Here is a 26,443-nt window from a genome sequence, read left to right as displayed (position 1 = left end):
GGACCCGGACCCGGACGGTCATTCTCCCGATCCTTCGTTCGCGCATTCCTGTGGCTCGAGACCCAATGCCAGATGCGGCCAGTCGGCGATGTCGCGGCGCATCTGACGGTCGTGGGTGGCCACGGCGACCGCCGCGTCGGTTGCTCCCAGGGCATCGGTCAGTTCGTCCACCAGCGTGATCGACAGGTGGTTGGTCGGCTCGTCGAGCAGCAGCACGTGTGGTCGCGCAGCCAGCACCATCGCCAGGTCGAGGCGTCGCTGTTGTCCCATCGACAGGTCGCGCACACGCTTGCCGAGATCGCGTTCCGTGAACAGCCCGAGTTCGTCGAGGTCGACCGCCCCCTGGTCGGGGATGTGACCGGCGACGACCAGTGCGCCCACGTGGGCGTCGTAGGCCTCTCGCACTCGGGCAGCCGACGGTGCCGGCGACTCCTGCGCGAGACGCCCGATCCGGACCACGGGGTCGCTCTCACGGCTGCCCGTCGTCGGCTCGACCTCACCGGCCAGCACCGCGAGCAGCGTCGACTTACCGGCGCCGTTGGGTCCGGTGATCACAAGTCGCGAACCGGCGAGGACGGACATCGTGACCGGACGGTCGAGCCGGCCACGCACCTCGGCGTCCTCGACGCGCACGAGCGGAGTGTCCGGATCGAGCCCGTCGGCATCCGCCCCCAGCGCAGGCATCGAGAACTGCAGTGGCGGTAGGGGTACGGCCACGGCACGTTCGTCCAACGCTTCCTGACGACGGTGTACCGATTGCACGAGTGCCGGCGCGCGAGTGGCACGTTGGTGCTTACCGGTGCCCTTGTCCGGACGCCACCCCGCGACGAGCCGATCCTGCGCGGTCTCGAGATCCGACTCCAGTCGGGCACGTTCTGCCTGATCGCGGGCGTATTCACTGACCCAGCGCGCATATTCGGCTTCACGTCCCGTCCGGAATCCGGCGTATCCACCCCCGTACAGGCGCGGACGCCCGTCACGGCTGGGATTGAGGTCGAGGATCGACGTGGCGACGTCGGTCAGAAGTGCACGGTCGTGGCTGACGAGGACCACGCCACTGCGCGTCTGCTTCAGACGTTCGGTGAGATAGTCGAGTCCCGACGCATCGAGATGGTTCGTCGGCTCGTCGAGCAGCAGGAAATCGTGCTCGGCCCCGAGCAGTGCGGCCAACCGCACACGGTAGCGATGCCCGACGGACATCTTCTCCAGCAACCGAGAACGGTCGGTGACCGCTCCGAGCGCCTCGAGAGCAGTGTCGACGCGGCGGTCCGCGTCCCAGGCGTCGAGTTGTTCGGCGATCTCGAGCGCGTCGGCGTACGCATCGGCCGCACCCGGTCGGTCGTCGGCGAGTGCTTCGATGCTCTCGTCGAGCGCGCGCAGGGCAGCACGAACGTGAACGAGTTCGATGTCGATGAGATCGCCGACGGTGCGCCCCTCGGCCACGGTCATCTCCTGTTCGGCGATGCCGAGCGATCCGAAGCGGCGCACGGTCCCCGAGTCCGGTTCGAGACGGCCGGCGAGCACGTGCAGCAGTGTGGACTTTCCGCGACCGTTCTCTCCCACGACGCCGATTCGGGAACCCGGCGTGACCGCGAGGTCGACTCCGCGCAGCACCGGGTGGCCGCCTCGTGCGAGATGCACGTCGACGGCGCCGAGCTGCGCTCCGGAGCGCCGGGGCAGGGTGATGCCGATGGCCATATGGATTCCTCCGATCGGAGGCACACTCGTCCCGAAATACGGGTGGGACGATGCGCTCGCTGACGAACGGCCGACAGTCGGCCGGATGCTGTACGCCGCGCGCCGCGCCCTCGGTCACGTCACGAGGTCGCGGTGCGGGTGTCGTCAGTAGAAGTTGAGCGCCTGAATCACGATTCCCAGGGTACCGAGCGTTCGGCCACCGTCAATCGAATTTCTTCTCGTCGAATCTCCGCGCCGAGACGATCCTGCTCCTCCGACAGGACTCGGGCCTTCGGTCGGCACTCGTGCGAGGATGCGAGGAGCAGCAGTCGACCGGGCCGCAGGAGATGCCGATGCAGCACACCGAATCGTCGTTCAGCGGGGGCGGGGCGATCCCGATCGTGTACGACGTATGGTCACCCGAGTCCCCCACAGGTGTATTGATCCTCAGCCACGGACTGGGCGAACACGCGCGTCGCTACGACCATGTCGCCGAACGACTCACCGAGCTCGGGCTGGTCGTGTACTCGCCCGACCACCGTGGTCACGGGCGGTCGGGCGGCAAGCGCGTGCACGCACGCGAGATGCGCGAGTTCACCGACGACCTCGACACCCTGATCGGTCTGGCGACCCATGAGCATCCCGGGCTCCCGGTGTTCATGCTCGGGCATTCGATGGGTGGTGCGATCGCTCTCGCCTACGCGCTCGACCATCAGGACGGACTCGCCGCACTCGTGTTGTCCGGACCGGCCGTGATCGTCACGTCGGGAACGCCGAAACCCGTGGTCGAGATAGGGAAGCTGCTCGGGCGTTTCCTCCCCGGTGTGCCGGTGCAGAAGCTCGACAGCAAGGCGGTATCACGCGATCCTGCGGTGGTCGCGGCGTACGACGCCGATCCGCTCGTGCACCACGGTCTCGTGCCCGCCGGACTCGCACGTGTGCTGGTACTCAACGAGCAGAGCCTCGAACAGCGCCTGCCGGATCTGACCTTGCCGCTGCTCGTCATGCACGGGACCGAGGACACGCTCGCCGATCCGGCGGGGGCCCGGCTCATCGCCGACCGTGCCGGTTCGAAGGACCTGACGCTGAAGCTGTACGACGGGTTGTTCCACGAGGTGTTCAACGAGCCGGAGAAGGACCGCGTGCTCGACGACCTCACGGACTGGCTGAAGGCTCGGCTCCCCAACCGATAGGAGATCTCGTGCCGGCACGCATGCCGCTCGCGTTCCTCGGCCACGGCAGTCCGCTCAACGCGGTCGAATCGAACCGGTACACGCGGGCGTGGGCAGCCTTCGGACGCTCCGTGCCCACTCCCCGCGCGATCCTGGCCGTCTCAGCACACTGGTACATCAACGCCACTGCGGTGACCGCCATGCGATCTCCGCGCACCATCCACGACTTCTTCGGGTTCCCGCAGGAGCTGTTCGACGTCGAATATCCGGCTCCCGGTGCTCCGGAACTGGCCGAGGAGATCGCCGACCTCGTCCACCCGACGTGGATAGGCGCCGATGTCGATTCGTGGGGAATCGACCACGGCACGTGGTCTGTGCTCACCCACGCCTTCCCGGATGCGGATGTGCCGGTGGTGCAACTCAGTCTCAACGCGTACAAGCCGCTCGACTATCACGTAGACCTCGGCGCGCGCCTCGCCGGGCTGCGCGATCGCGGAGTGCTGATCGTCGCAAGCGGCAATGCAGTCCACAATCTCGGTGCGATGGATCCGCAACGACCGGGTGCGGGTTTCGACTGGGCTCATCGATTCGACGAGGACATCCTCACCGTCCTGCAGGACCGTCCCGAAGATGCGGCGGCGCTGCAGGAGCACGCCGATTACCGCAAGGCCGTGCCCACCCCGGACCATTTCCTGCCGCTGCTGTACGTCGCCGGACTCCTCGCCGAAGCCGGAGAACAGCCGACGACACTCGTAAACGGTGTCGAATACGGCTCGTTGTCGATGACGTCCTATGTCGCCGGAGAGAAGTGTCCGTCCTCCGATGGCGACGGACACGGCGCCGGGCTGCCCGCCACTCCGGAACCGTCCGACACCAATCTGTGAGGACTCAGGCGCTCTTGTCGTCGTCGACGGCCGTCACGACGCGTCGCGCGAACCGGGTGCTCGATCCGATCAACTCCATCGCCTCGGGAATCGCTCGTGCGAGGACCGGCCACGCGTGGATCTGCCCGCGCCACAGATGCGTCTCCACCGACCGTCCGGCCGATGCGAGTCGTTCGGTCATGATCTCCACGTCCGGCCGGGTCAGCTCGTATTCGGCGGCGCACATGAACATCGGAGGGAACAGGGACGGATCCGCGTCGACGGGATTCATCTCTCCCTCGATCGCTTCCTCACCGGCGAACCAGCGGGGACGGATCTTTCCGAGCGCCTTGATCGGCAAGTATGCGTCCTTCGCCATGTATGCCGGGTCGTGCGTTTCGAGGTCGAGGTTGAGCAACGGCGAGTAACCGATCACCGCTGCCGGTCGCTGGATGCCCCGACGCGCAGCGATCTCGGCGACCTTCGCCGCAAGATAGCCACCGGCGGAATCGCCCCCGACGACGATGCGGGTGGGGTCCTCGGCCACCTCGAGCAACGCGACGTAGGCGTTCATCGCGTCCTGCACCGAACCTGCGATCGGCACCGCAGGCACCTGGCGGTAATCCATCGAGTACACCGGCGCCCCGGAGTCCAGCGCGAGCTGCACACACAACTGACGGTGGGTGGACGGGCCGCAGAAGATGAAGCCGCCCCCGTGGAAGTACAGGATCGTCGCGGCCTCGAGCGGGTCGTCCACAGGTTTGGGCGAGATGATCCTTTCGCCCGGTACCCCACCGAGTTCGGTCTGCGTGACATGCACGGCGCGCGGGGGGCGGGTGAGCTTGTCGACCAGCCAGGACAGCCGGCCGAGCAGGGCGATTCCGAAGTCGTTGCTCGGCCACAGGCTCAGCAGCGGTTTGAACAGGATCCGGGCCACCCAGAGGATGATCAACGCGATCTTGCTGCTGCGGTCGTGCCAGATCACCGCATTTGTTCGCATGTGAACACACTATGTGCATCATCTGACCGGTGCGCTCGCAACAGCGCGAGTCCGACACCGAGTACCTCGACTGCCGATCCGTTCACCCGATCCGCAACAGCGGGACGAGCAGCTCCTCATCGGTGAGGGCGCCGTGCTGCCCCGGCAGCTTCGACATCACCTGTTCGCCGTCGCTCCGGATCACCGACGCCTCGCCGTCCCCCACCACCACGATGTCGCCGATACGCACACGCAGAGCCGGTTCGGGGTCCGGACCGAAGAGTCCCGCCGCGATCACCTCGTCACGACTGCCGACCCACGCGTCGTCGCCGAGTTCGTTGCGCCACCGCTCGAGGACCCGGTCGACATGCTCGGTGTAGATGTGGCGGCACCGCGGTTCGCCGGCGATGACGGTCACGTCCTCTGCGAGCCCGGGGAGTCGGTCGAAATCGACGCGGCGTCCGCGTGAAGCGTCGATCATGCCGTGATCGGCGGTGACGAGCAGCCGGGTGCCCTCCGGGAGCGCCGCGGCGAGTTGTTCGACGAAACGGTCGACGACCGTGAGTTGCGCGAGCCACGCCGCGGATTCCGGGCCGTAGACGTGCCCGAGCGTGTCGACCTCGCCGATATAGCAGTAGACGAGACTGCGGTCGCCGGCGTGTACTGCAGCGACCACCTGCGCAAGCAGATCGCCGTAGGCGGAGACTCCGACGAAGTTGCCGCCGCGCAGTACTGCGCGTGTGAGCCCGCTTCCGTCGAATGCCTTGGGCACGACGGTGGTGACGGTCAGACCATCCTTGCGGCCACGTTCGAACACCGTCGGGTGGGGTTGAACGGTTTCCGGGACGAGATCTTCACGCTGGTCGATCGCAGTGCCGGCGACCGTCCATCGGAGCCAGTTGACCGGAGCATCGATCTCGTCGACGTACGACTGATAGCCGGTGATGCCGTGGAGACCGGAGGGAAGTCCAGTCCCGAGGGACGCGAGGCTGACCGCAGTAGTAGTGGGAAAACCGGCCCGCATCGCATTCCCCTGGGCCTGGGTCAGAAATGGCGCTGCTTTCGCGTTGCGCTGCAGCAGTTCCCATCCCATGCCGTCGACGAGCAGTACGACGGTGTGATCGGAGGGGGCGAGACCGAGTCGATTCTCCTCACCGGCAACCCCGGCGGACGAGAGCACCGACGGCATCAGGTCGGCGAGGGTCGGCTCAGCGTAGACGTCGCGCAACGGCAGGCTCATATCCAGAGTATGGGCCACCGCGCGGCGCAGGGTTGTTACTTGATGTCGGACCCGTGCTTGGTCAGCGCCGTGACCTCGATGTTCATGTATGGGAACAACGGCAGGTTCCACAGGATCTCGTGCAGCTCGTCCGCCGACTCGACGTCGAAGATCGAGATGTTGCTGTACTGGCCGACGATGCGCCAGATCTCACGCCACTTGCCCTGACGCTGCAGATCCTGGCTGTACGCCTTCTCCTCGGCCACGGTCTCGGCCCGCACCACCGGGTCGAGATCGCGCGGAATGTCGACATCCATCCGAACGTGGAACAGTGCCATGACGTTTCTCCTTCTTCTGTTCTGCCTGCACGCGCGGATCAGGAACGCGCGTACTTCTTCACGACGTCCATGTCGAGTTCGACCCCGAGTCCCGGCCCCTCGGGCAGATGCACCTGGCCTTCGGAGTAGTCGAGCGGCTTCTGCAGTAGCTCGACGGCGAACAGCTGGGGACCGAACAATTCGGTGCCGTAGTCGATCCCTGGCTCGGCGCAGGCGAAGTGAACGGAGGCGGCCGTGCCGATCGGGCCCTCGATCGAAGTCGCGCCGTGGCAGCGCAGTCCGGCCGCGCGCGCAACGGCGACCACCTGCTTGCTGCGCTGCAGCCCACCACACTTGGTGGTCTTCAGTGCGATCACGTCGGCGGCCCCCAGCTTGGCCACTTCGTACGCGTCGTGCGGGGTCTGGACGGATTCGTCGGCCATGACAGGCGCCGCGACCCGGCGATTGATCTCGGCAAGTACGTCGAGTTGCTCTGCGGGCGTGGGCTGTTCGATGAGTTCGATACCGCCGTCGACGAGTTGCGGGACGTGGCGCAGGGCGGTGAAGCGGTCCCAGCGGGCATTGACGTCGATGCTGAAGCCGACCTTGCCGTCGAACGCTTCCACGATCTTGACGACACGATCGGTGTCGACCACCGGGTCGAGCGCACCCATCTTGAGTTTGAAGGAGAAGTTCAGGCGCTGTTCGCGTTTGTGGGTGACCTCTTCCACGATCTCCTCGAGCGGTGCCGCGCCGAGCGCCCAGCGCACGTCGACACCCGTGCGGAAGGCACCGCCGAGCAACGACGCGACCGGCACGCCCAGTGCGCGACCCCACGCGTCGTGCATGGCGACGTCCACGGCAGCCTTCGCGAATCGCGCGTTGGCGACAATGCGTTCGATATCGACCATGACGCCGCTGATCTCGTCGACTCCGCGCCCGATGATGTACGGACCGATGTAGCGGTCGACGATCTGCTGCATCGTCTCGACCGACTCGCCTCCCCACCACGGCCCTCCCGGCACGACGCCTTCACCGTAGCCGGTGACCCCACCTTCGGTGGTCACCGCAACGAGCAGGATCGGTTGCACTTCCGAGGTAGTGGTGGCGAACTTGTGCGGCCGGATCAACGGCACATCGATGATCGTCGTGGTGACGGATGCGATCTTCAGATCGGGATCGGACATCGGAACAACTCACAATCGGTTCGGGGTGCGGCGTGGGGACGCCGCCGGCACATTCAGCGTGAATGCCGGTGCCCCAGGGGAACACCGGCATTCACGCCGCATCCGCGATGCGGGATCACGCTTCCGGATCGAGCACGAAGTCGTAGGTGACTTCGTGGATGCCGTCGGCGTTCGGCTGCGGATCGAGGATGAGCTCGGGCTTGACCGCCGTGGCGACGTCGTCCTCGACCCAATCGCCGCCCTTGAAGTACAGCTGGGTGGTGACGGCCCGCTTGCCCGGCGCCTTCACCATCAGGTGCAGGTGAGCGGGTCGCCAGGGGTGTCCGCCGTAGGACTCGATGAACCAGCCGGTCGGGCCGTCGGACGGGATCTGGTACGGGGCCGGCTTGAGCGTGGTGATCTCGAAGTTGCCGCCCTCGTCCACTTCGACGGTGCCGCGCAGGTTCCACTCGGGGATGCCGGGGGCGAACTGCGAGTAGTAGCCCTCTTCGTCCGCGTGCCACAGCTCGACGGTGGCGCCGGGAAGTCCGTTGCCGTCGAGGTCGGTTACCTGGCCCTTGAAGATCAGCGGCGGGGCGACCTTGTCCTTCTCCCGCATCGGCATAGTGCACTTCGAGGGCAGCTTGGGGCTGTCCGGGACGTAGTAGGGGCCTTCGATGGAGCCCTTGGTGCCGGCGAAGCCCTTGCGGCTGTAATGCACCTTCTCGATCTCGTGCTCGAGGAAGACGTCGAGCCAGAGCGGCCACTCGCCGTATTCACCCACGTCGATGAGCCACTGCTTGAGGACGCGGTACTCGTCGTAGGTGACCTGATGCTTCTCGACGATGCCGGCGAGAGCTTCCAGGAGGTCCTTGTAGATCGCGGATGCGCGCTCGACCGAGGTGTCGGACGAGACCCGCTCGGTCTTGAACTTGTCGGTCGCAGCGTTGCCGGACCCGTGGGCGGTGGGGTTCTCCATGGTGGTCATGGCTCTCCTCTGAAGGGCGGAACTGTCGGAAGGTGGGCCGGTGCGACGCGGGCACTGCGGTAATCACCAGTCTGTACGCTATGCGTACTTGCCGATCGCAGTGCGTACACCACATACTGTGCGTGGTGTCACACAGGTTGTCAACACCGGATCAGGCAACATCGACGAGTAAGCAGGTAGGAGGCGAGATGTCGGGCATCGACCTAGGCAATGGTCCTAGTAACGATCGGGACTTCATTCAGAGCATCGAGCGCGGTTTTGCGGTATTGCACGCGTTCGACAACAAGGACCCGAACCCCACCCTGGCCGAACTCGCAGCCAAGACCGAACTGTCCCGACCCGCCGTTCGCCGCATCCTCCTGACGCTGCAGAAGCTCGGGTACGTCACCTCACGCGGAACGCGATGGTCGCTCACTCCGCGGGTGCTCAGTATCGGCCAGCACTACACCGCGTCGCATACACTCGTGGACTCGGCGCTGCCGAAACTCGTCGAGATCGCCGAGCATGCAAACGAATCCGCCTCACTCGGTGTGCTCGACGGCACGGAGGTCGTCTACGCCGCGCGTGTTCCCGTCCGCCGGATCATGAGCATCAACGTCTCGGTCGGTACCCGTGTCCCCGCCTATGCCACATCGATGGGCCGCGCGCTCCTCGCCTGGTCACCGCGTGAGCTGGTCGATCGAGTGCTCGACGAGACGCGGTTCGAGCGGCTCACGAGCGCAACCATCGACAACCCGGATGATCTGCGGGCCGAACTGACCCAGGTGCGCAGCCGGGGTTACGCCGTCACCGCCGCAGAACTCGAAGAAGGGCTCATCACGATCGCCGCACCCGTTTTCGACCCCTCGGGTTACGCGGTCGGCGTGCTCGCATGTTCGACATCGACCGGCCGGCATACTCTCGCCTCCTTCCGCGGCCTCACCGCGAAGCGGATAGTGGACTGCGCGGAACGGCTCAGCAGCGAACTGGGCTACCGCCACCGCTGAGGGTGTTCACCCACGCAAAGTCGTGGACGCCCCGTCGCCGTCCTGACGAGACACCGAGTGGGTTACGGCAACGACGTCGTCACCCGCTCGCACGCGTCATGCACGCAGTATCCGACATCGCCCTACGCCGACCTTGCACCACCGCCGCCTGTGTTTTCACAGGCGGCGCTCTGCGTCGAGAGGCTTCCGACCCCTTCCCAGGGGTCCTAGGTATCCCTAGGCATTTGCCTGGTGTGACTGCGGACACAGGATGTCATGGTGGATGTATTGCCGGACACCGCGGCCGGACAGGACCGGATGGCACCCATCCACCGCGCCTTCTGCCCGCGCCGGACGGTTCGAATCCTGCCCCGTCCGCACCGGAACGAAGCCCGATACCTGGAGGATCTCATGACCGACACCGTGGAACACATCCGCGCTCGACTGGACGGCGCTCTTGTCGAGAACCCGAGCACCGGGCGGTACCAGATCCGCCGTGACGTCTTCACGGACGAAGAGATCTTCGAACTCGAGATGAAATACATCTTCGAGGGCAATTGGGTGTACCTCGCACACGAGAGCCAGATCCCGAACGTCGGTGACTACTTCACCACCTACATCGGGCGGCAGCCGATCGTCATCAGCCGTGACAAGGAAGGTGAACTGCACTGCCTGATCAATGCATGCAGTCACCGCGGTGCGATGCTGTGCCGTCGCAAGACCGACAACCGCACCACTTTCACCTGCCCGTTCCACGGTTGGACTTTCCGAAACAACGGAAAGCTGCTGAAGGTCAAGGATCCTCGCGACGCCGGTTACCCCGAGCAGTTCAACACGGACGGCAGCCACGACCTGCGCAAGGTCGCCCGTTTCGAAAGTTACCGCGGTTTCCTGTTCGGCAGCCTCAACCCGGACGTCAAGTCGCTCGAGGAGCACCTCGGTGACACCACGAAGATGATCGACATGCTCGTCGACCAGTCCCCCGAGGGCCTAGAGGTACTGCGTGGTTCGTCCACCTACACTTACGACGGCAACTGGAAGTTGCAGGCGGAGAACGGCGCCGACGGCTACCACGTCTCGGCCACCCACTGGAACTACGCCGCGACCACCGCACGTCGCACGGCCGGTGAGTCGGCCAACGAAACCAAGGCGATGGACGCCGGCACGTGGGGCAAGCAGGGCGGTGGCTACTACTCCTTCGATCACGGCCACCTTCTGTTGTGGATGTGGTGGGGAAACCCGGAGGATCGCCCGCTGTACCCGCGCAAGGACGAGCTGGCGAAGGAGTTCGGAGAGAAGAAGGCCGAATTCATGGTCGGAGCATCGCGCAACCTGTGCCTGTACCCGAACGTCTACATCATGGACCAGTTCTCTTCGCAGATCCGGCATTTCCGCCCGATCTCGGTGGACAAGACCGAGGTCACGATCTACTGCATCGCACCGAAGGGTGAGAGCCCGGAATCCCGCACCAACCGGATCCGTCAGTACGAGGATTTCTTCAATGCGACCGGCATGGCCACCCCGGACGATCTCGAGGAGTTCCGCTCCTGCCAGAAGACCTATCTCGCAACGGCTGCGCCCTGGAACGACATGAGCCGCGGAGCGACCCACATCCTCAACGGACCGGACGAGGTCGCGAAGGATCTGGGCATGACGAAGGTCTTGTCGAGCGGCGTCAAGACCGAGGACGAAGGTCTGTACCCGATCCAGCACGGCTACTGGCTCGAAGCGATGCGTGACGCCATCGCATCCGAGTGCTCCGCCGCCGACACCGCCGCGCTCTGAGAGGACTTCGGATCATGACTGCTGTACGCGAATTCACGCAGACCGACATCGAACAGTTTCTCTACCGCGAGGCCCGGCTGCTCGACGACCGCGAGTTCGAGAAGTGGCTCGAGTGCTACCACCCCGACGCCGAATACTGGATGCCGGCATGGGACGACGCCGGTGAGCTCACCGAGAACCCGCAGACCGAGATCTCGCTGATCTACTATCCGAACCGCGGTGGCCTGGAGGACCGCGTGTTCCGCATCCGCACCGACCGCTCGTCGGCGACGTCGCTGCCCGAACCTCGCACGGGCCACAACATCACCAACGTCGAGATCCTCGAGCGCCGCGGCACCGAGATCGACCTGCGCCACAACTGGTTCTCACTGTACTTCCGGTACAACACCACCGACACCTACTTCGGGACCACCTTCATCACCCTGGACGTCTCGGGCGAGCAACCGGTGATCAGGAAGAAGAAGGTCGTCCTCAAGAACGACTACATCCACCACATCGTCGACATCTACGTCGTCTGAGTCCGATCCCGATCACGAAAGGAGGCATGTGCCATGGCATATCAGGTGGCATTGGGCTTCGAGGACGGGGTCACCCGCTTCATCAAGGTCAACCCGAACGAGACAGTCGCCGACGCCTCGTACAAGGCCCGGATCAACATCCCGCTCGACTGTCGTGACGGTGCCTGCGGAACCTGCAAGGCCTTCTGCGAATCGGGCAGCTACGACGGCGGCGACTACATCGAGGACGCTCTCACCGACGAAGAGGCCGAGCAGGGTTACTGCCTGCCGTGCCAGATGATGCCCGAGTCGGACCTGGTGGTTCGGATCGCGAGCACCTCCGACGTCGCGAAGACCGCGGCGGCCTCGTACACCGCGACCATCACGGACCTGCGTCGCTACTCCGAGAGCGTCGTCGGGTTCACCGTCGAGATCGACAATCGCGACGATCTGGTCTTCCTGCCCGGCCAGTACGTCAACATCGGCGTGCCCGGCAGCGACGACGGCACCGGCAAGCCTGCGACCCGCTCGTACTCGTTCAGCACCGGTCCGAAGGAGAACTCGCTCGCCTTTCTGGTGAAGATCACCGAGGGTGGTCTGATGTCGGAGTACCTGCGTGACCGCGCAAAGGTCGGCGACCCCCTCGAGTTCACCGGCCCCTTCGGCAGCTTCTTCCTCCGCGAGCGCAAGCGCCCGTCGCTGCTGCTCGCCGGCGGCACGGGACTGGCGCCACTGCTGTCGATCCTGTCGACGATCGAGTCCGACGGTGCCGACCATCCAGTGCATCTGATCTACGGTGTCACCTTCGATCACGATCTCGTCGAACTCGACAAACTCGAGGAGTACGCGAAGAAGCTCCCGAACTTCACGTTCGACTACTGCGTTTCCGACAAGTCGTCGGCCGCACCCAACAAGGGATACGTGACCAGCCTGTTCGAGCCGTCGCACCTCAACGGCGGGGACGTGGACATCTACCTGTGCGGCCCCCCACCCATGGTGGAATCAGTGCGTAACCACCTGTCGGACAACGACATCACACCGACCAACTTCTACTTCGAGAAGTTCAACACGTCCGCGACCCCGGGCGGGGCGACCACCTCGGTGGCGACGGACGCGGAGAAAGCAGCGGCCGAGAAGGCTGCCGAGGAGACCGGTCGTCCGGCGGTGCTCGAGAACCCCGAACCCGGTAACTACGAGATCGGTGAAGAGCATCCGCCCGTCGCCGAGTCCGATGAGCAGTTCGACGCCCGCATGGCCCTCGAGCTCGGCGTCGTCGAACTCACGATCGGCCGGCTCACCCCGGAGCAGCTCGTCGAGTTCCGGATTCTCGCCGAGGCCTCCGGCGCCTCGGTCGAAGGCGATCGCTTCACCGACGCCGCTGCGTTCACCGACACCAACGCAGCCTTCCACGAGTTTCTCTTCCGGTGCTGCACCAACCCGGTCCTGCTCGAGGCTTACGAGAAGCTCGAGGTGACCCGGCTGATGAAGCAGGTCCTGCGCGACACGCAGTGGATCGAGGAGCACATCGTCGACGAGCACATGAAGATCGTCGAGGCGTTCGAGAGGGGCGACAAGGCCGCTGCCCGCGATCTGATCGTCGTCCACTCCCAGCATGCCAAGGAGACCATGCGCCGGGCGATCGCAAGCGGCACCACAGCGGGTACTTCCTCATGACCGACACGAAGATCTTCCCCGGCCGTTTCGATGGGCGCTGCCTGACGATCACCGGCGCCGCGCAGGGCATCGGCCTCGAAGTCGCGACGCGGATCGCCGCCGAGGGCGGTGAGGTCGTGCTCGTCGACCGCGCAGAACTCGTGCACGAGGTGGCCCGGCAATTGCGCGAATCCGGAAGCAAGGCACACTCGGTGACGGCGGATCTCGAGACCTTCGAGGGCGCAGAAGGTGCTGTCTCGTATGCGATTCAGGCCACCGGTCGTATCGACGTACTCGTCAACGTCGTGGGCGGGACGATCTGGGCGAAACCCTACGAGTACTACGCGCCCGAGGAGATCGAGAAGGAGATCCGGCGCTCGCTGTTTCCCACCCTGTGGATGTGTCGCGCCGCCGTTCCGCACCTCATCGAACGATGCGCCGGGACGATCGTGAACGTCTCCTCCGTTGCAACCCGCGGCATCAACCGCGTCCCGTACTCAGCAGCGAAGGGAGGCGTCAACGCGATCACCGCGTCGCTGGCGCTCGAGCTGGCGCCCTACGGGGTCCGCGTAGTGGCGACGGCACCGGGAGGCACCGTCGCACCGGAACGACGGGTCGCGCGCGGCCCGTCCCCACAGTCGGAGCAGGAGAAGGCCTGGTACCAGCAGATCGTGGACCAGACCGTCGATTCGTCCCTGCTCAAGCGGTACGGCACGCTCGCGGAGCAGGCCGCCGCGATCTGTTTCCTGGCCTCCGAGGAGGCCTCGTACATCACCGGCACAGTCCTTCCCGTGGCCGGCGGCGATCTGGGCTGACGCCCCTGTCGTCGGGCCTCACCGGAGGCTTTTCATACTCATACGCCGGTGAGGCCATTTTTTTCAGCCGGAATCAGAAGTGACTCCCCTCACAGACCGGAGCCCTCATGACCCATGCCACGCAGACCTGGGCCAACCCGCAACATCGGCGCAGCGTCATCTGGATCGTCTCGCTCGCCACACTCGCGATCATCTTCGACGGCTACGATCTCGTCGTCTACGGCACCGTCCTCCCCACACTGATGGCCGACCCGACGCAACTCGGCGAAATCTCCGCCCAGCAGGGCGGCGCCCTGGGTTCGTACGCCCTCATCGGTGTCATGGTCGGTGCGCTGCTGACCGGGGCCTTCGGTGACCGCGTCGGACGGCGAAGGATGATGTTGATCAATATCGTCTGGTTCTCGGTCGGCATGGGCGCAGCAGCCTTCGCCGCGAGCATCCCGATGTTCGGTGTACTCCGCTTCTTCACCGGTATCGGCGTCGGCGGTCTGGTAGCCACCGCCGGCGCCGTGGTCGCAGAGTTCGCACCTCCCGGCAAGCGCAATCTCTTCAATGCCATTGTCTACAGCGGTGTTCCCGCAGGCGGTGTCATGGCCTCGCTGCTCGCCATCCTGCTGCGCGACGCCATCGGCTGGCGCGGGCTGTTCCTGATCGGCGCGCTACCTCTCGTCATCCTGCTTCCGCTGGCCCTGTTCAAGCTTCCCGAGTCACCGGCCTGGCTCCAGTCGCGGGGACGCTCCGACGAGGCGCAGGCCGTATGCGCGAAATTCGGCTTCCCGGTGCCGGCCGCCGCCCCGGTCGCCCCGAGCGAAAAGATCGGCTTCGCTGCCCTCGCCACCCGCAGATACGCGGTCGGCACGGGACTGCTCGGCATGATGAGCTTCGCCGGACTGCTGCTCACCTACGGCCTCAACACCTGGCTGCCGAAGATCATGGCAGACGCCGGCTACAACGCCAACGGATCACTCGGCTTCCTGCTCGTCCTCAACGGGGGCGCCATCCTCGGAGGATTGCTCGCCTCGAAGATCGCCGACGGCCGCGGACCGCAATCCGTCATCGTCACCACCTTCTTCCTCGCGGCCGTCGCGCTGGTGCTGCTCACGCTCGGCTTCCCGCTCCCGGTGCTGCTCACCGCGGTTGCGATCGCCGGTGTCGGCACGATCGGCACCCAGGTGCTCATCTACGGATTCGTGTCCAACTACTACGACACTCCCGCACGCGCTGCGGGTGTCGCATGGTGTGCCGGATTCGGCCGCCTGGGCGGCATCGTCGGCCCTGTCATCGGTGGCCTGCTCATCGGCGCAGGATTCGCGAACAACGTGAACTTCTACATCTTCGCGGGTATCGCACTCGCCGGCGGTCTGGTCACCTACTTCGTACCCCGGCCGGTCCACACCGTCTCGCCGGTCCGCAGTTCCGACCGGCCCCTGCCGACTACCGTGGATGTGTGACGGACACCGCAGTGCTCATCGGCAGGAACTCCGAGTTGACGCAACTCGAACGCCTCCTCGACGAATCGCGCACGGGGGTCCCCTTGCTCGTCCTCGTCGAGGGGGCCTCCGGCACCGGAAAGTCCTCACTCGTTTCGCATTTCGTCGAACGTCACGGTGATCTGATCGTTCACGAGGCGTCCGGCGCACACTGGGAGGCCGACCATCGGTGGTCCGTGCTCGAGCAACTTCTCGGTGAGTCCGTCGTCGCGGACGACCCGGTGGAGGCGGCCCACGGCTTTCTCGGTCGCGTCGGCGACGCCACCATGATCGTTGTCGATGACGCACACTATGCGGACATCGAGTCGCTGCAGGCCCTCTCCTCGTCGATCCGGCGAGCGAACGGCCGCTCCCTCCTCATGATCTGGATCCTGCCCGATGTGCTTCCCGACGATGTCGCCCAGGCGACCGCCGACCTTCTCTCGAACTGCCACCGCACGGATACCGTCCACGTAGGACCTCTGACACCGCCCGACATCACGCAACTCGCCCTTCATCGCATCGGCGTCGACCTGTCCGCGTGGACGGCACGCCGCCTGCAGGAACACACCCTCGGAAACCCACGCTCGATCCTGCAACTCCTCGATGAGATCCCCCGCAACGAATGGCACCGGTGGCAGGCACGATTTCCGGCACCCCGGCAACACTCAGGCCGCGTGAGCCGCATCCTCGACCGCTGCTCCCCGAACACGCGTGCCCTCGTCGAAGCCGTCGCCGTGCTGGGCACCGCGGCCGTGCAGAGCTCCACCGAATCGCTCGCACTGGTAGCCGAACTCGCCGAGCTCACCGATACCACGCAAGCACTCGACGAAGCCCACCACCTCGGGTTGCTCACGATGCGGGAACAACGCGGGGTGGTGTCGCTGTCGTTTCCTGATCCCATGACCCGTGCGGCAGTTGCCGACGAGATCGGCCCGGCACGCTGGCACAGCCTTCATGCCCGGGCCGCGTCGCTCGTCGACGACGAGGGCGCGAGGCTGTTCCATCTCGTCTCCGCCACGCCGACCGGAAACGAGGAACTCGCAACGCGTCTCGACGCTTACGCCCGTCGCTGCGCCGCCGACGGTGCGTGGTCGCTGGCCGCCGAAGCATTGATCACTGCGAGCCGCATCAGTCTCGACCGAGATCTGCGCACGCTGAGAATGATCCGCGGGGTCGACGCGCTGACCGGCGCCGCAGACCTTCCCCAGGCCCAGACGTTCGTTCCCGAGATCGAAAGCGTGCCCAGCGGACCGATGCGCAACGCCGTACTGGGATATCTCGCGATTCAGAAGGGGCGAGCCGCCGAAGCCCATCACCTGCTCACCGAAGCGTGGTCGATGATCGACGATCCGAGTTCCCGGCCCGAACTCGCGGCGACGATCTCACAGCGTCTGGTACTGCATTCGCTGGCACGTCTGCGCGGCGACGATCTCGTACTGTGGGCCGATCGTGCCTCCGACGCCCTGCCCGATACTGCTCCTCCCGTTGTCGAGTCTCAGGCCATCCGCGGGCTCGGACTGGCGATGACCGGCCGGGTGGACGACGCGACGGAGTCGTACTCCGCGCTGTCCGAATCCATCCGCCTCGGTGCGCAGAGTCAGCGTATCCGCATGGCCGAGGGATGGCTCGCCCTGACGCTCGATCGGCCCGACCTCGCGCGAACCGAACTCGAAGCCGCAGAACCGACCACCTTCCGCGGCGGTTCACTGCGTATCTCATTGTGGGCGCAGGCGTGGCTCGCACGAACACAGTTCGCATTGGGCGCATGGTCCGACGCTCTCCGTACTGTGGACCGCGCCGCGGCACAACTCGACGCGACGCAACTCGACCTGCTCGGACCGCTCGTCCACTGGACCGGGGCCCAGATCAATGCTCTGCGCGGAAATTGGGATGCGGCAAGGCAACACACACATCGGGCGCGCGCGGGGAACAACGACTACCCGTTGATGCTCGTACCGGCCTGCCTGTGTCTCGCGCAGTGCGCCGAGGTCGTGTCCGACTACGCGAGCGTTCTGCGTTATCTGCAGCCGATCGTCGCCATGCGCGATCGGGGGGCGATCGACGAGCCCGGGCACTGGCCTTGGCCGGATCTGTACGGCAACGCTCTCGTGATCACCGGACGGGTGAACGAAGCCGACGAATTCCTGCTGCCACACGAAGAACTCGCTGCCGAACGCGGACACCGATCCGCGAAGGCACGTCTCGGTTACGTGCGCGGGCGGATACTCGGTGCTCGCGGGGACATCGACGCCGCCCGAGACGTCTTCGAGAACTCACTCGCCGAGATCGACACGCTTCCACTGCCTTACGACCGCGCACGCGTGAATTTCGCGTACGGTCAGACGTTGCGACGTGCAGGACGCCGACGGGACGCCGATGCCGTGATCCGTACCGCGCGCGAACTGTACTCGTCTCTCGGTGCTGTCACGTACGTCGAACGTTGCGACCGCGAACTCAAGGCCGGTGGGCTGCGCACCGGGGAGGAGACGGAGGTTCCTCGTGCGGATCTCTCGACGCTCACACCACAGGAACGCGCCGTCGCCAACCTCGTGGCGTCGGGCCGCACCAACAAGGAGGTCGCCGGCGAGCTGTTTCTGTCGGTCAAGACGGTGCAGTACCACCTGACCCGCGTGTACTCGAAATTCGGTATCCGCTCGCGCAGCGAACTCGCTGCCAAGTTCCGACAACAGGATCGAGGTTGACGATTGATGACCGCCGTGGACGATCGCCCCACCGCCGAGGTCGGCCTGCTCGAGCGCCCCGCGCGCCCGGTCGCCGGACCACGCGACATACTTCGGGACCTGGGCCCGCGATACGCTGCGAACGGTCTGATCGGGCTCGTATTCTCGTGCACCGGGCCGGTTGCGGTGATCCTCGCGGCCGGGGCGGCCGGTGGCTTGAGCGCCCCGCAACTGGCGTCGTGGATTTTCGGTGTGTTCGTGCTCAACGGGTTGCTCACGATCGCGATGAGTGTCGCCTACCGGCAGCCCCTCGGGTTCTTCTGGACGATCCCCGGCACCGTGCTCGTCGGCGGTTCACTGACGCATCTGAGTTGGGCGGAAGTGGTCGGCGCATTCTTCGTGACCGCTGCCCTCGTGACGGTGCTGGGAGCGTCGGGGATGGTACGCCGCGTCATGGAAGCGCTGCCGATGCCGATCGTCATGGCGATGGTTGCGGGAGTGTTCCTGAAGTTCGGCATCGACCTGGTGGTTGCACTCGGCTCCGACGTAGCGATCGCAGCGCCGATGGTGATCGTCTTCCTTCTGCTCAGTTCCGTTGCAGTCATGGGCAAGTGGATGCCTCCGATCCTCGGTGCGCTCCTCGCCGGCGTGGCCGCGGTGGCTCTGTCCGGCCGATTCTCGCCCACGGGGTCCGACAGTGCGGTGTTCGCGGCTCCGGTCTTCACTGCGCCGCAGTTCACGTGGTCGGCGATTCTCGAACTCGTCGTACCGCTCGCCATCACGGTGCTCGTGGTGCAGAACGGCCAGGGCATCGCGGTCCTGCGATCGGCCGGCCACAACCCGCCGGTCAACGTGTCCGCGATAGCGTGCGGTCTGTGGTCCTTCCCCGCCGCCTGTGTGGGCGCGGTGTCGACCTGCCTCACCGGGCCGACCAACGCGTTGCTCGTCGCCTCCGGTGATCGCGCCCGTCAATACACCGCAGCGATCACGTGCGGCACACTGGCGATCGGTTTCGGCCTGTTCGCGCCCCTGTTCGTCCGGTGGATGATCGCCGCGCCCGCCGCGTTCGTCGCGACACTCGGTGGCCTGGCGATGCTCAAAGCATTGCAGGGTGCCTTCGTGGCCGGATTCGCGCACAAGCACACGATGGGCGCGCTCGTCGCCTTCGTCGTCACCGCCTCGAGCATCACCGTGTGGAACATCGGCGCGGCCTTCTGGGGGCTCGTCGCCGGGGTCGCCGTGTCGTGGCTGATGGAACGTCCGGACTTCAGCCGCTGACCCCAACCCCGACATATTCTGCAAGATGCTCGCCGGTGAGGGTCGATCGCTTGTCCACGAGTTCGGCCGGGGTGCCCTCGAAGACGACACGTCCACCGTCGTGGCCGGCCCCGGGGCCGAGATCGATGATCCAGTCGGCGTGAGCCATCACCGCCTGGTGATGCTCGATGACGATCACCGACTTTCCGGACTCGACGAGCCGGTCGAGCAGTCCGAGCAATTGCTCGACATCGGCGAGATGCAGACCGGTGGTGGGTTCGTCGAGGATGTAGACATCACCCTTCTCGGCCATCGCCGTGGCCAGCTTGAGACGCTGCCGCTCGCCGCCGGACAGAGTGGTCAGGGGCTGCCCGAGCCGTAAATATCCGAGACCGACGTCGGCCAGTCGCTGCAGGATCTTCGACGCGGCCGGTGTGCGCGCTTCACCGTCGGCGAAGAACTCCTGGGCCTGCGCGACGGACATGCCGAGCACGTCCGCGATGTTCCGTTCGGCGAGGGTGTACTCGAGGACCGCAGCCTGGAAGCGTTTGCCCTCGCAGTCCTCGCAGACCGACTCGACCGTGGCCATCACACCGAGTTCGGTGTAGACCACTCCGGCACCCTTGCAAGTCTGGCAGGCACCCTCGGAATTGGAACTGAACAGTGCCGCCTTGACGCCGTTCGCCTTCGCGAACGCCTTTCGGATGGGTTCGAGCAGGCCCGTGTAGGTCGCGGGGTTGCTGCGGCGCGAACCCTTGATCGGACTCTGGTCGATCGACACCACTCCGTCGCGGCCGACCACCGATCCGTCGATCAGCGAACTCTTGCCCGAACCGGCCACGCCGGTCAGCACGACGAGCACACCGAGCGGGATGTCCACATCGACGTTCTGCAGATTGTGGGTGTCGGCACCGCGGATCTCGAGCGCTCCGGTAGGAGTACGCACCGCAGATTTGAGCGACGCCCGGTCGTCGAGGTGCCTGCCGGTGAGCGTGTCGGCACTCCTCAGTTCGTCCACCGTGCCCTCGAAGACCACCTGCCCGCCTTCGGTACCCGCACGCGGGCCGAGATCGACAATGTGATCGGCAATCTCGATGGATTCCGGTTTGTGCTCGACGACGAGCACCGTGTTGCCCTTGTCGCGCAATTGCAGCAGCAGGTTGTTCATGCGGGCGATGTCGTGTGGATGCAGACCGATCGTCGGTTCGTCGAACACATAGGTCACGTCGGTCAGTGACGACCCGAGATGGCGGATCATCTTGGTGCGCTGTGATTCTCCTCCGGACAGCGTTCCGGTGGAGCGGTCGAGCGACAGATACCCCAGACCGATCTCGGTGAAGGAGTCGAGCAGATGCCGGAGGCCGGTCAGCAGCGGTGACACCTGCGGATAGTCCAGTCCGCGAACCCATTCGGCAAGATCACTGATCTGCATCGCGCACACATCCGCGATGCTCTTGCCGTCGATCTTCGACGACCGGGCTTCCGGAGCGAGGCGCGTGCCGTCACACTCCGGGCATGTCGAGAAGACGACCGCCTTCTCGACGAATGCGCGGATGTGCGGTTGCATCGCGTCGAGATCCTTCGAAAGGAACGACTTCTGGATCTTGGGGATCAAGCCTTCGAAGGTGACGTTGATGCCCTCGACCTTGACCTTGGTGGGTTCCTTGTAGAGCAGGTCGTGGAGTTGCCGCTTGGTGAACTTCGCAATCGGCTTGTCGGGATCGAAGAAGCCGCACCCGCGATAGATCCGGCCGTACCAGCCGTCCATGCTGTAGCCGGGAATCTTCAGCGCGCCCTCGTTGAGTGAGAGACTGTCGTCGTAGAGCACCGTCAGGTCGAAATCGGATACCGAACCCTTGCCTTCGCACCGAGGGCACATGCCGCCGAGCCGGTTGAAGGTGACCTTCTCCGCCTGCGTTCTCCCCTCACCCTTGTCGACGGTGACCGCGCCACTGGCCCGCACCGACGGCACGTTGAACGAGTACGCGTTGGGCGGGCCGATGTGCGGCTGCGCGACCCGGCTGAACAGGATGCGCAGCATCGCATTGGCGTCGGTGGCAGTGCCGACGGTGGAGCGGGGGTTCGATCCCATCCGCTCCTGCCCGACGATGATCGCCGCCGTGATTCCGTCGAGTACGTCCACGTCAGGTCGGGCGAGGGTCGGCATGAAACCTTGGACGAACGCGCTGTACGTCTCGTTGATGAGCCGCTGCGATTCGGCCGCGATGGTGCTGAAGACCAGCGAACTCTTCCCCGAGCCCGAGACACCGGTGAAGACTGTGAGCCGGCGTTTCGGAATCTCCACAGCGATGTCGCGGAGGTTGTTCACCCGCGCACCGTGCACGCTGATCACGTCGTGGCTGTCCGCGACGTGCACGTCGGGCGATACGGTGTCCTTCTTCGAGGTCATGCAGGTACTCCCGGGGTCTATTGGCCAGTGGTGGCGTTTCGGAGGGTAAGCCGGATCACCGGGTATTCACGCTCGGATCTGCTCTGATATTTCGCGACGCGGGGTTGCTCGGCGGCGATGAGCTGCCACGCCTGCTCCCGGTCGGCACCCGTCAAACACGCGACTGCGGCCGGCACGGGTTCCATGCCCGGAAGTTCCACTGCCACCCGTTCGGGACGAGCGGAGAGGTTGGCGTGCCAGTCGGGATTCCTGCTCCCGCCCCCGGATGCGACGACCAGAAGTCCGTCGCCATCCTCCAGCCACATCAGAGGGGTGGCGTGAGGCCGTCCACTGCGCCGTCCGACTGTGTGAAGGACGAGAAGGCGCATACCCATGACCTTCTCCCGCCCTCGCCGGATCTTGCGGTTGATTCTCTCGTTCGACTTGCGCTGGAACCATCGCGACACGCGACCCGGCGTTCCGGGGACTCTGTCGCGTCTACGTTCGCCGTCCTTCGATACCATCACTACCTCCTGCCATCAGGGTGGTCGCCCTCAGCGATCGGTCAGCGAAGCTCCTGGATACGCACCATGTTTCCGGCAGGATCACGGAGTGCGCAGTCACGGACACCATAGGGTTGGTCGGTCGGTTCCTGGACGATTTCGGTGTCTCCGGCCTGTAGCTTCTCGAATGTCGCGTCGAGATCCTTCGTCGCGAGAATGATCGACGCGAAGGTTCCCTTGGCCATCATTTCGGCGATCGTCGCACTCTCGGCGTCGGTGATACCCGGGTCGGCGTCCGGTGGGTACAACACGACTGAGGGTCCAGGAGAGTCTTTGCGGCCGACGGTGATCCAGCGCTTGCCGTCGTAGCCTACGTCGTTGAGAACTTCGAAGCCGAGCTTGTCCCGGTAGAAGGCGAGGGATGCCTCGGGATCGGTGTGGGGAAGGAATGTCAGGTGAATTGTGAGGTCCATGCCGATCACGGTAGGACCGGCGGGCTCGTCCGTGCTTCTCGATTCCTGATCGGTCTGGTGACATTCTTCGCCATGCACGACGGGATCCCCGCGGTCTCCTCGGCCGTCTGCTTTCGGTAGACACTCGGGGGCACACCGACGAGTTCGGTGAAGCGGGTACTGAAGGTGCCGAGCGACGAGCACCCCACTTCGAAACATACCTCGGTCACGGTGAGGTCGCCGCGCCGCAGCAGCGCCATGGCCCGCTCGATGCGGCGGGTCATGAGGTACGAATAGGGCGACTCGCCGTACGCGGCGCGGAACCGGCGGCTGAGGTGCCCAGCCGACATGTTGACCCCCCGAGCGAGTGCCTCCACATCGAGGGGTTGTGCATACTCGCGGTCGATGCGGTCGCGCACGCGACGCAGCAGCGCAAGCTCGCGCAGGCGCTGATCGGCGACGGTTCGACCGGGCACGATCCGATCGTGCCACGTTTCCGGTCGGCGTGACCCCCCACGACGAAACGCTGGGAATCATCACCCGTCAGCGGCGGCGACCTGCCAACCTGTCGGTACCTGCTCACGTACGAACGGAAGGTCACCGATGGCTCGTGGAGTTCGCGTCGTTGTTCTCGGCTCGGGATCGTGGGGCACCACCCTCGCATCACTGGCCGCACGGAACACTCCCACGACGCTGTGGGCGCGCAACGACGACATCGCCCGCGAGATCGACACCGAGCACCGCAACCGCCGCTATCTCGGCGAACGCCCTCTGCCGCAGAGTCTGCACGCAACCTCGGATCTCGCGGAAGCCGCACGAGAAGCCGACGTCCTGGTGGTCGGCCTCCCCTCGCACGCGATGCGCAAGACGCTCGAGCAGGTCGCGGACGAGGTACGCGCCTGGGTGCCGGTCGTCTCGCTCGTCAAGGGTCTCGAACCGGGCACGCGCCTCCGGCCCACCCAGGTGATCGCCGAATGCATGCCGGGGCACCCCGTCGGATTGCTGGCGGGACCGAACATCGCCGGGGAGATCGCCGACGGAATGGCGGCTGCGGCCGTCGTCGCCATGCAGGACGAATCGGTGGGCGCCGCACTGCAACCCCTGTTCGCCACGTCGCTTTTCCGCGTCTATCGCAACACCGATGTCCTGGGCTGCGAACTGGGCGGGATCCTCAAGAACATCGTGGCGATCGCGGCGGGAATGGCGGAAGGACTCAGCGTCGGCGACAACACGCGAGCGATGGTCCTCTCCCGCGGACTGGCGGAGATGACGCGTCTTGGGGAGGCCATGGGTGCGAATCCCCGCACGTTCGCAGGCCTCACCGGAATGGGTGATCTGATCGCCACGTGCACGAGTCCCTCGTCGCGGAACCGCAGGGTCGGGGAGGCGCTTGCGCGTGGACTCACTATCGACGAGGCTGTCGAGGCTCTGGGGCAGGTCGCCGAAGGGGTGAAGACCGCACCAACGGTCGTCGAACTGGCACACGAGTACGCGGTGGAGATGCCCATCGCAGCAGAGGTCGCGTCGGTGGTGACCGGCAAGAGCACGCCCAAGGACGCCTATCGAGGGTTGACGCGCGTCGCGCCGGGCCACGAGGGGGACATCGTCTGACCTTCTATTCGTCTTTCTCGGATAGATCCGAGAAAGACGAATAGTTCCCTGCCGACGCCCTGGGCAGGTGGAACGAGCACCGGCCGAAGTGCTGTGCCATCGTGGTGCCATGACTTCTGCCGCCGACGCGCTGTCGTCCCTTCTCGACACCCGCTTCAGCTGCCGCGCCTTCCTGTCGAAGCCGGTTCCGCGCGAGGACATCGAACGCATGCTGCGCATGGGCGCGCGCACCGCGTCCTGGTGCAATTCACAACCGTGGCAGATCCACATCGTCAGCGGCGAGGCCACCGACCGCCTGCGTGACGCCGTCTACGCGCAGGCGACCGCGGGCGCTCTGGATCCGGATATCCCAGGGCCGTCCGAATACCGCGGTGCGTATGCCGAACGCCGACGCCGCGCCGGATACGCTCTGTACAACGCGCTGGGTATCGCCCGCGACGATTACCGGCGCCGTACCGAGCAGATGCTCGAGAACTACCGGTTCTTCGGTGCGCCGCACGTCGCGATCATCACCACCGACAAGTCCCTCGGCGTGTACGGGGCGGTCGACTGCGGCGGTACGTCTCGACGCTGCTGCTCGCAGCCGAATCGCTCGGAATCGCCGCCGTCCCTCAGGCTGCCGTCGCGATGACAGCTACTGCGTTGCGACGCGAACTGGACATTGGTGACGACCGCGACATCGTCTGCGCCGTCTCGTTCGGCTACGCCGACGAAACGCATCCGGCCAATGCCTGTCGCACGGAGCGTGCGTCGCTCGACGAGACGGTCGAGTGGGTCGATCGACCGTTCAGTCGTTCTGTGCGCGCAGATAACGCCCGAAGTGGGGGACAGTGAACCCGATGAACCCGCGCTCGGCGGAGTAGATCAATCCCTTCTTGATCAATCCGTCGCGTGCAGGTGAGAGCGAGGCCGGTTTGCGCCCGAGTTCGACTGCGATCTTCGACGTCGCGACCGGTCCGTCGTCCCCGGCCAGGTCTGCCATGGCCCGCATGTACTCGCGTTCGGCCGGTGTCGCCCGTTCGTAGCGCGATCCGAAGAAACCGACAGCAAGTTCCTCCTCCGCAGCAGGTGCCGCGACCCGCACATCCTCGTCGGTGATCGGTGAATCCGCAGCGACATCCCAGGTCGCCTTCCCATAGGCCTGCACGAAATACGGGTACCCGTCGGCGGTTTCGTACAGCAGGTCGAGGGCTTGCTGTGTGAACTCGACATCCTCACGTTCTGCGGGTGCGATGAGGGCAAGGTCCGCCGCTGCGCGGTCGAGCCGGTCGATTCGGTGATAGGTGAACAAGCGCTCGGAGTACGACTTCGACGCCGAGAGCACGGCGGGCAGATGTGGCAGCCCGGCCCCGACGACGATGAGCGGCGCGGCGTCCTGGCTCAATTCGTGACACGCACCGCAGATCGCCGAGACGTCCTCCGCACCGAGATCCTGCATCTCGTCGATGAACAGAGCGATGCCCACGCCCACATCGCGCGCGAGTCCGGCTGCGTCGACGAGCAGTTCGACGAGGTCGATCTCGATGTCACCCGAGTCGGCCCGCCCTTTCACCGCCGGAGCGTCGATACCGGGTTGCCAGCGTTCGCGCATGCCCTTGTCGGCGGTCGCCCGCAATGCGAACGACTTGAGCACGCCGAGGAGATAGTCGACCGATTCCGGATTCGGATGCGCGGCAGCGATTTCGCGAATGGCCATATGCAGCGCCGACGACAGTGGTCGCCGCAGACCCTGGTCGGGTCGGGCCTCGATCTTGCCGGTTCCCCAGCTCTTCGCTATGGCGGCCGAACGCAGATGGTTGAGAAGGACGGTCTTGCCGACGCCGCGCAAGCCGGTGAGGACGACGCTGCGTTCGGGCCGTGCCCGCGCGACACGTTCGAGCACGACCTCGAATGCGTCGAGTTGCTTCTCGCGGCCGGCGAGCTCGGGTGGGCGCTGTCCCGCGCCCGGGGCGTACGGGTTGCGGACCGGATCCATCGGTCGA

General features: G+C 65.5%; 22 protein-coding genes and 1 pseudogene. 12 read left to right on the top strand and 11 right to left on the bottom strand.

The annotated features are described in order from the left end of the window. Positions 1 to 18: 18 nt before the first annotated feature. Positions 19 to 1,698: an ABC-F family ATP-binding cassette domain-containing protein gene (locus ABZ789_RS06730; RefSeq protein ID WP_358420800.1), complete on the bottom strand. Its 1,680-nt coding sequence runs from the start codon at positions 1,696 to 1,698 to the stop codon at positions 19 to 21. Between the two features lie 332 nt (positions 1,699 to 2,030). Here ABZ789_RS06730 and ABZ789_RS06725 point away from each other — a divergent pair, with 332 nt between their 5' ends. Together ABZ789_RS06725 and ygiD are read left to right on the top strand one after the other, a co-directional pair. Further along, a complete protein-coding gene (locus ABZ789_RS06725; RefSeq protein WP_358420797.1) occupies positions 2,031 to 2,870 on the top strand; it encodes a lysophospholipase in 840 nt (279 codons plus the stop codon). 20 nt (positions 2,871 to 2,890) lie between these two features. Next, positions 2,891 to 3,733, top strand: coding sequence for a 4,5-DOPA dioxygenase extradiol (gene ygiD / locus ABZ789_RS06720; protein WP_358421247.1), 843 nt, complete (start codon positions 2,891 to 2,893; stop codon positions 3,731 to 3,733). A 4-nt stretch (positions 3,734 to 3,737) separates the two neighbouring features. On the opposite strand, the gene ABZ789_RS06715 is transcribed toward ygiD, so the two are convergent. The 5 genes from ABZ789_RS06715 to catA all read right to left on the bottom strand — a co-directional run bounded on the left by ABZ789_RS06715 (position 3,738) and on the right by catA (position 8,381). Further along, the gene (locus ABZ789_RS06715) at positions 3,738 to 4,712 is read right to left on the bottom strand and encodes an alpha/beta hydrolase (protein WP_358420794.1); all 975 of its coding nucleotides are present in this window, start codon (positions 4,710 to 4,712) and stop codon (positions 3,738 to 3,740) included. An 82-nt stretch (positions 4,713 to 4,794) separates the two neighbouring features. Beyond that, positions 4,795 to 5,931, bottom strand: coding sequence for a nucleotide pyrophosphatase/phosphodiesterase family protein (locus ABZ789_RS06710; protein WP_358420791.1), 1,137 nt, complete (start codon positions 5,929 to 5,931; stop codon positions 4,795 to 4,797). Positions 5,932 to 5,966: 35 nt separating this feature from the next. Then, positions 5,967 to 6,248, bottom strand: a complete 282-nt coding sequence (gene catC / locus ABZ789_RS06705) for a muconolactone Delta-isomerase (protein WP_358420788.1) — start codon at positions 6,246 to 6,248, stop codon at positions 5,967 to 5,969. 38 nt (positions 6,249 to 6,286) lie between these two features. Then, a complete protein-coding gene (locus ABZ789_RS06700; RefSeq protein WP_358420786.1) occupies positions 6,287 to 7,414 on the bottom strand; it encodes a muconate/chloromuconate family cycloisomerase in 1,128 nt (375 codons plus the stop codon). Positions 7,415 to 7,529: 115 nt separating this feature from the next. Continuing rightward, positions 7,530 to 8,381, bottom strand: a complete 852-nt coding sequence (gene catA, locus ABZ789_RS06695) for a catechol 1,2-dioxygenase (RefSeq protein WP_358420784.1) — start codon at positions 8,379 to 8,381, stop codon at positions 7,530 to 7,532. A gap of 188 nt (positions 8,382 to 8,569) precedes the next feature. Here catA and ABZ789_RS06690 point away from each other — a divergent pair, with 188 nt between their 5' ends. From ABZ789_RS06690 to ABZ789_RS06655, 8 genes are all read left to right on the top strand, one after another. Then, positions 8,570 to 9,367 carry an IclR family transcriptional regulator C-terminal domain-containing protein gene (locus tag ABZ789_RS06690; protein ID WP_358420781.1) on the top strand — a complete coding sequence of 266 codons (798 nt, stop codon included), beginning with the start codon at positions 8,570 to 8,572 and terminating at the stop codon, positions 9,365 to 9,367. Positions 9,368 to 9,757: 390 nt separating this feature from the next. Further along, entirely contained in the window at positions 9,758 to 11,131 is a 1,374-nt protein-coding gene (gene benA, locus ABZ789_RS06685) for a benzoate 1,2-dioxygenase large subunit (RefSeq protein ID WP_358420778.1), read from the top strand. A gap of 14 nt (positions 11,132 to 11,145) precedes the next feature. Continuing rightward, entirely contained in the window at positions 11,146 to 11,649 is a 504-nt protein-coding gene (gene benB, locus ABZ789_RS06680; RefSeq protein ID WP_358420775.1) for a benzoate 1,2-dioxygenase small subunit, read from the top strand. 33 nt (positions 11,650 to 11,682) lie between these two features. Next, the gene (benC, locus tag ABZ789_RS06675) at positions 11,683 to 13,302 is read left to right on the top strand and encodes a benzoate 1,2-dioxygenase electron transfer component BenC (protein WP_358420772.1); all 1,620 of its coding nucleotides are present in this window, start codon (positions 11,683 to 11,685) and stop codon (positions 13,300 to 13,302) included. After that, a complete protein-coding gene (locus ABZ789_RS06670; RefSeq protein WP_358420769.1) occupies positions 13,299 to 14,096 on the top strand; it encodes a 1,6-dihydroxycyclohexa-2,4-diene-1-carboxylate dehydrogenase in 798 nt (265 codons plus the stop codon). Before benC ends, ABZ789_RS06670 begins: the two co-directional genes overlap by 4 nt. 107 nt (positions 14,097 to 14,203) lie before the next feature. After that, positions 14,204 to 15,547, top strand: a complete 1,344-nt coding sequence (locus ABZ789_RS06665; protein ID WP_358420767.1) for an aromatic acid/H+ symport family MFS transporter — start codon at positions 14,204 to 14,206, stop codon at positions 15,545 to 15,547. Then, positions 15,544 to 18,270, top strand: coding sequence for a LuxR C-terminal-related transcriptional regulator (locus ABZ789_RS06660; RefSeq protein WP_358420764.1), 2,727 nt, complete (start codon positions 15,544 to 15,546; stop codon positions 18,268 to 18,270). The genes ABZ789_RS06665 and ABZ789_RS06660 overlap by 4 nt, the downstream gene beginning before the upstream one ends. Positions 18,271 to 18,276: 6 nt before the next feature. Beyond that, positions 18,277 to 19,527, top strand: a complete 1,251-nt coding sequence (locus ABZ789_RS06655) for a benzoate/H(+) symporter BenE family transporter (protein WP_358420761.1) — start codon at positions 18,277 to 18,279, stop codon at positions 19,525 to 19,527. On the opposite strand, the gene ABZ789_RS06650 is transcribed toward ABZ789_RS06655, so the two are convergent. From ABZ789_RS06650 to ABZ789_RS06635, 4 genes are all read right to left on the bottom strand, one after another. Beyond that, positions 19,517 to 21,916: an excinuclease ABC subunit UvrA gene (locus ABZ789_RS06650; protein WP_358420758.1), complete on the bottom strand. Its 2,400-nt coding sequence runs from the start codon at positions 21,914 to 21,916 to the stop codon at positions 19,517 to 19,519. The two genes, ABZ789_RS06655 and ABZ789_RS06650, sit on opposite strands and share 11 nt — an antisense overlap. A gap of 17 nt (positions 21,917 to 21,933) precedes the next feature. Beyond that, the gene (locus ABZ789_RS06645; protein ID WP_358420756.1) at positions 21,934 to 22,362 is read right to left on the bottom strand and encodes a nitroreductase family deazaflavin-dependent oxidoreductase; all 429 of its coding nucleotides are present in this window, start codon (positions 22,360 to 22,362) and stop codon (positions 21,934 to 21,936) included. 98 nt (positions 22,363 to 22,460) lie between these two features. Continuing rightward, positions 22,461 to 22,871 (bottom strand): VOC family protein, encoded by a 411-nt coding sequence (locus tag ABZ789_RS06640; protein ID WP_358420753.1) that lies wholly within the window; start codon positions 22,869 to 22,871, stop codon positions 22,461 to 22,463. Positions 22,872 to 22,876: 5 nt separating this feature from the next. Beyond that, complete coding sequence (locus tag ABZ789_RS06635) at positions 22,877 to 23,326, bottom strand: helix-turn-helix transcriptional regulator (protein WP_358420750.1); 450 nt, start codon at positions 23,324 to 23,326, stop codon at positions 22,877 to 22,879. 127 nt (positions 23,327 to 23,453) lie between these two features. On the opposite strand from ABZ789_RS06635, the gene ABZ789_RS06630 reads away from it, so the two are divergent. After that, a complete protein-coding gene (locus tag ABZ789_RS06630; protein ID WP_358420747.1) occupies positions 23,454 to 24,461 on the top strand; it encodes an NAD(P)H-dependent glycerol-3-phosphate dehydrogenase in 1,008 nt (335 codons plus the stop codon). A 109-nt stretch (positions 24,462 to 24,570) separates the two neighbouring features. Beyond that, positions 24,571 to 25,295, top strand: a pseudogene (locus ABZ789_RS06625) (nitroreductase). Here ABZ789_RS06625 and ABZ789_RS06620 read toward each other — a convergent pair. Then, on the bottom strand, positions 25,249 to 26,436 hold the full coding sequence (locus ABZ789_RS06620) for an ATP-binding protein (protein ID WP_358420744.1): 1,188 nt from the start codon (positions 26,434 to 26,436) through the stop codon (positions 25,249 to 25,251). The pseudogene ABZ789_RS06625 and the gene ABZ789_RS06620 overlap by 47 nt on opposite strands. Positions 26,437 to 26,443: the final 7 nt, after the last annotated feature.

Source organism: Rhodococcus sp. NPDC047139 (assembly GCF_040643435.1).
Classification (GTDB): domain Bacteria; phylum Actinomycetota; class Actinomycetes; order Mycobacteriales; family Mycobacteriaceae; genus Rhodococcus.
This window is presented reverse-complemented; position numbering and strand designations above follow the sequence as displayed.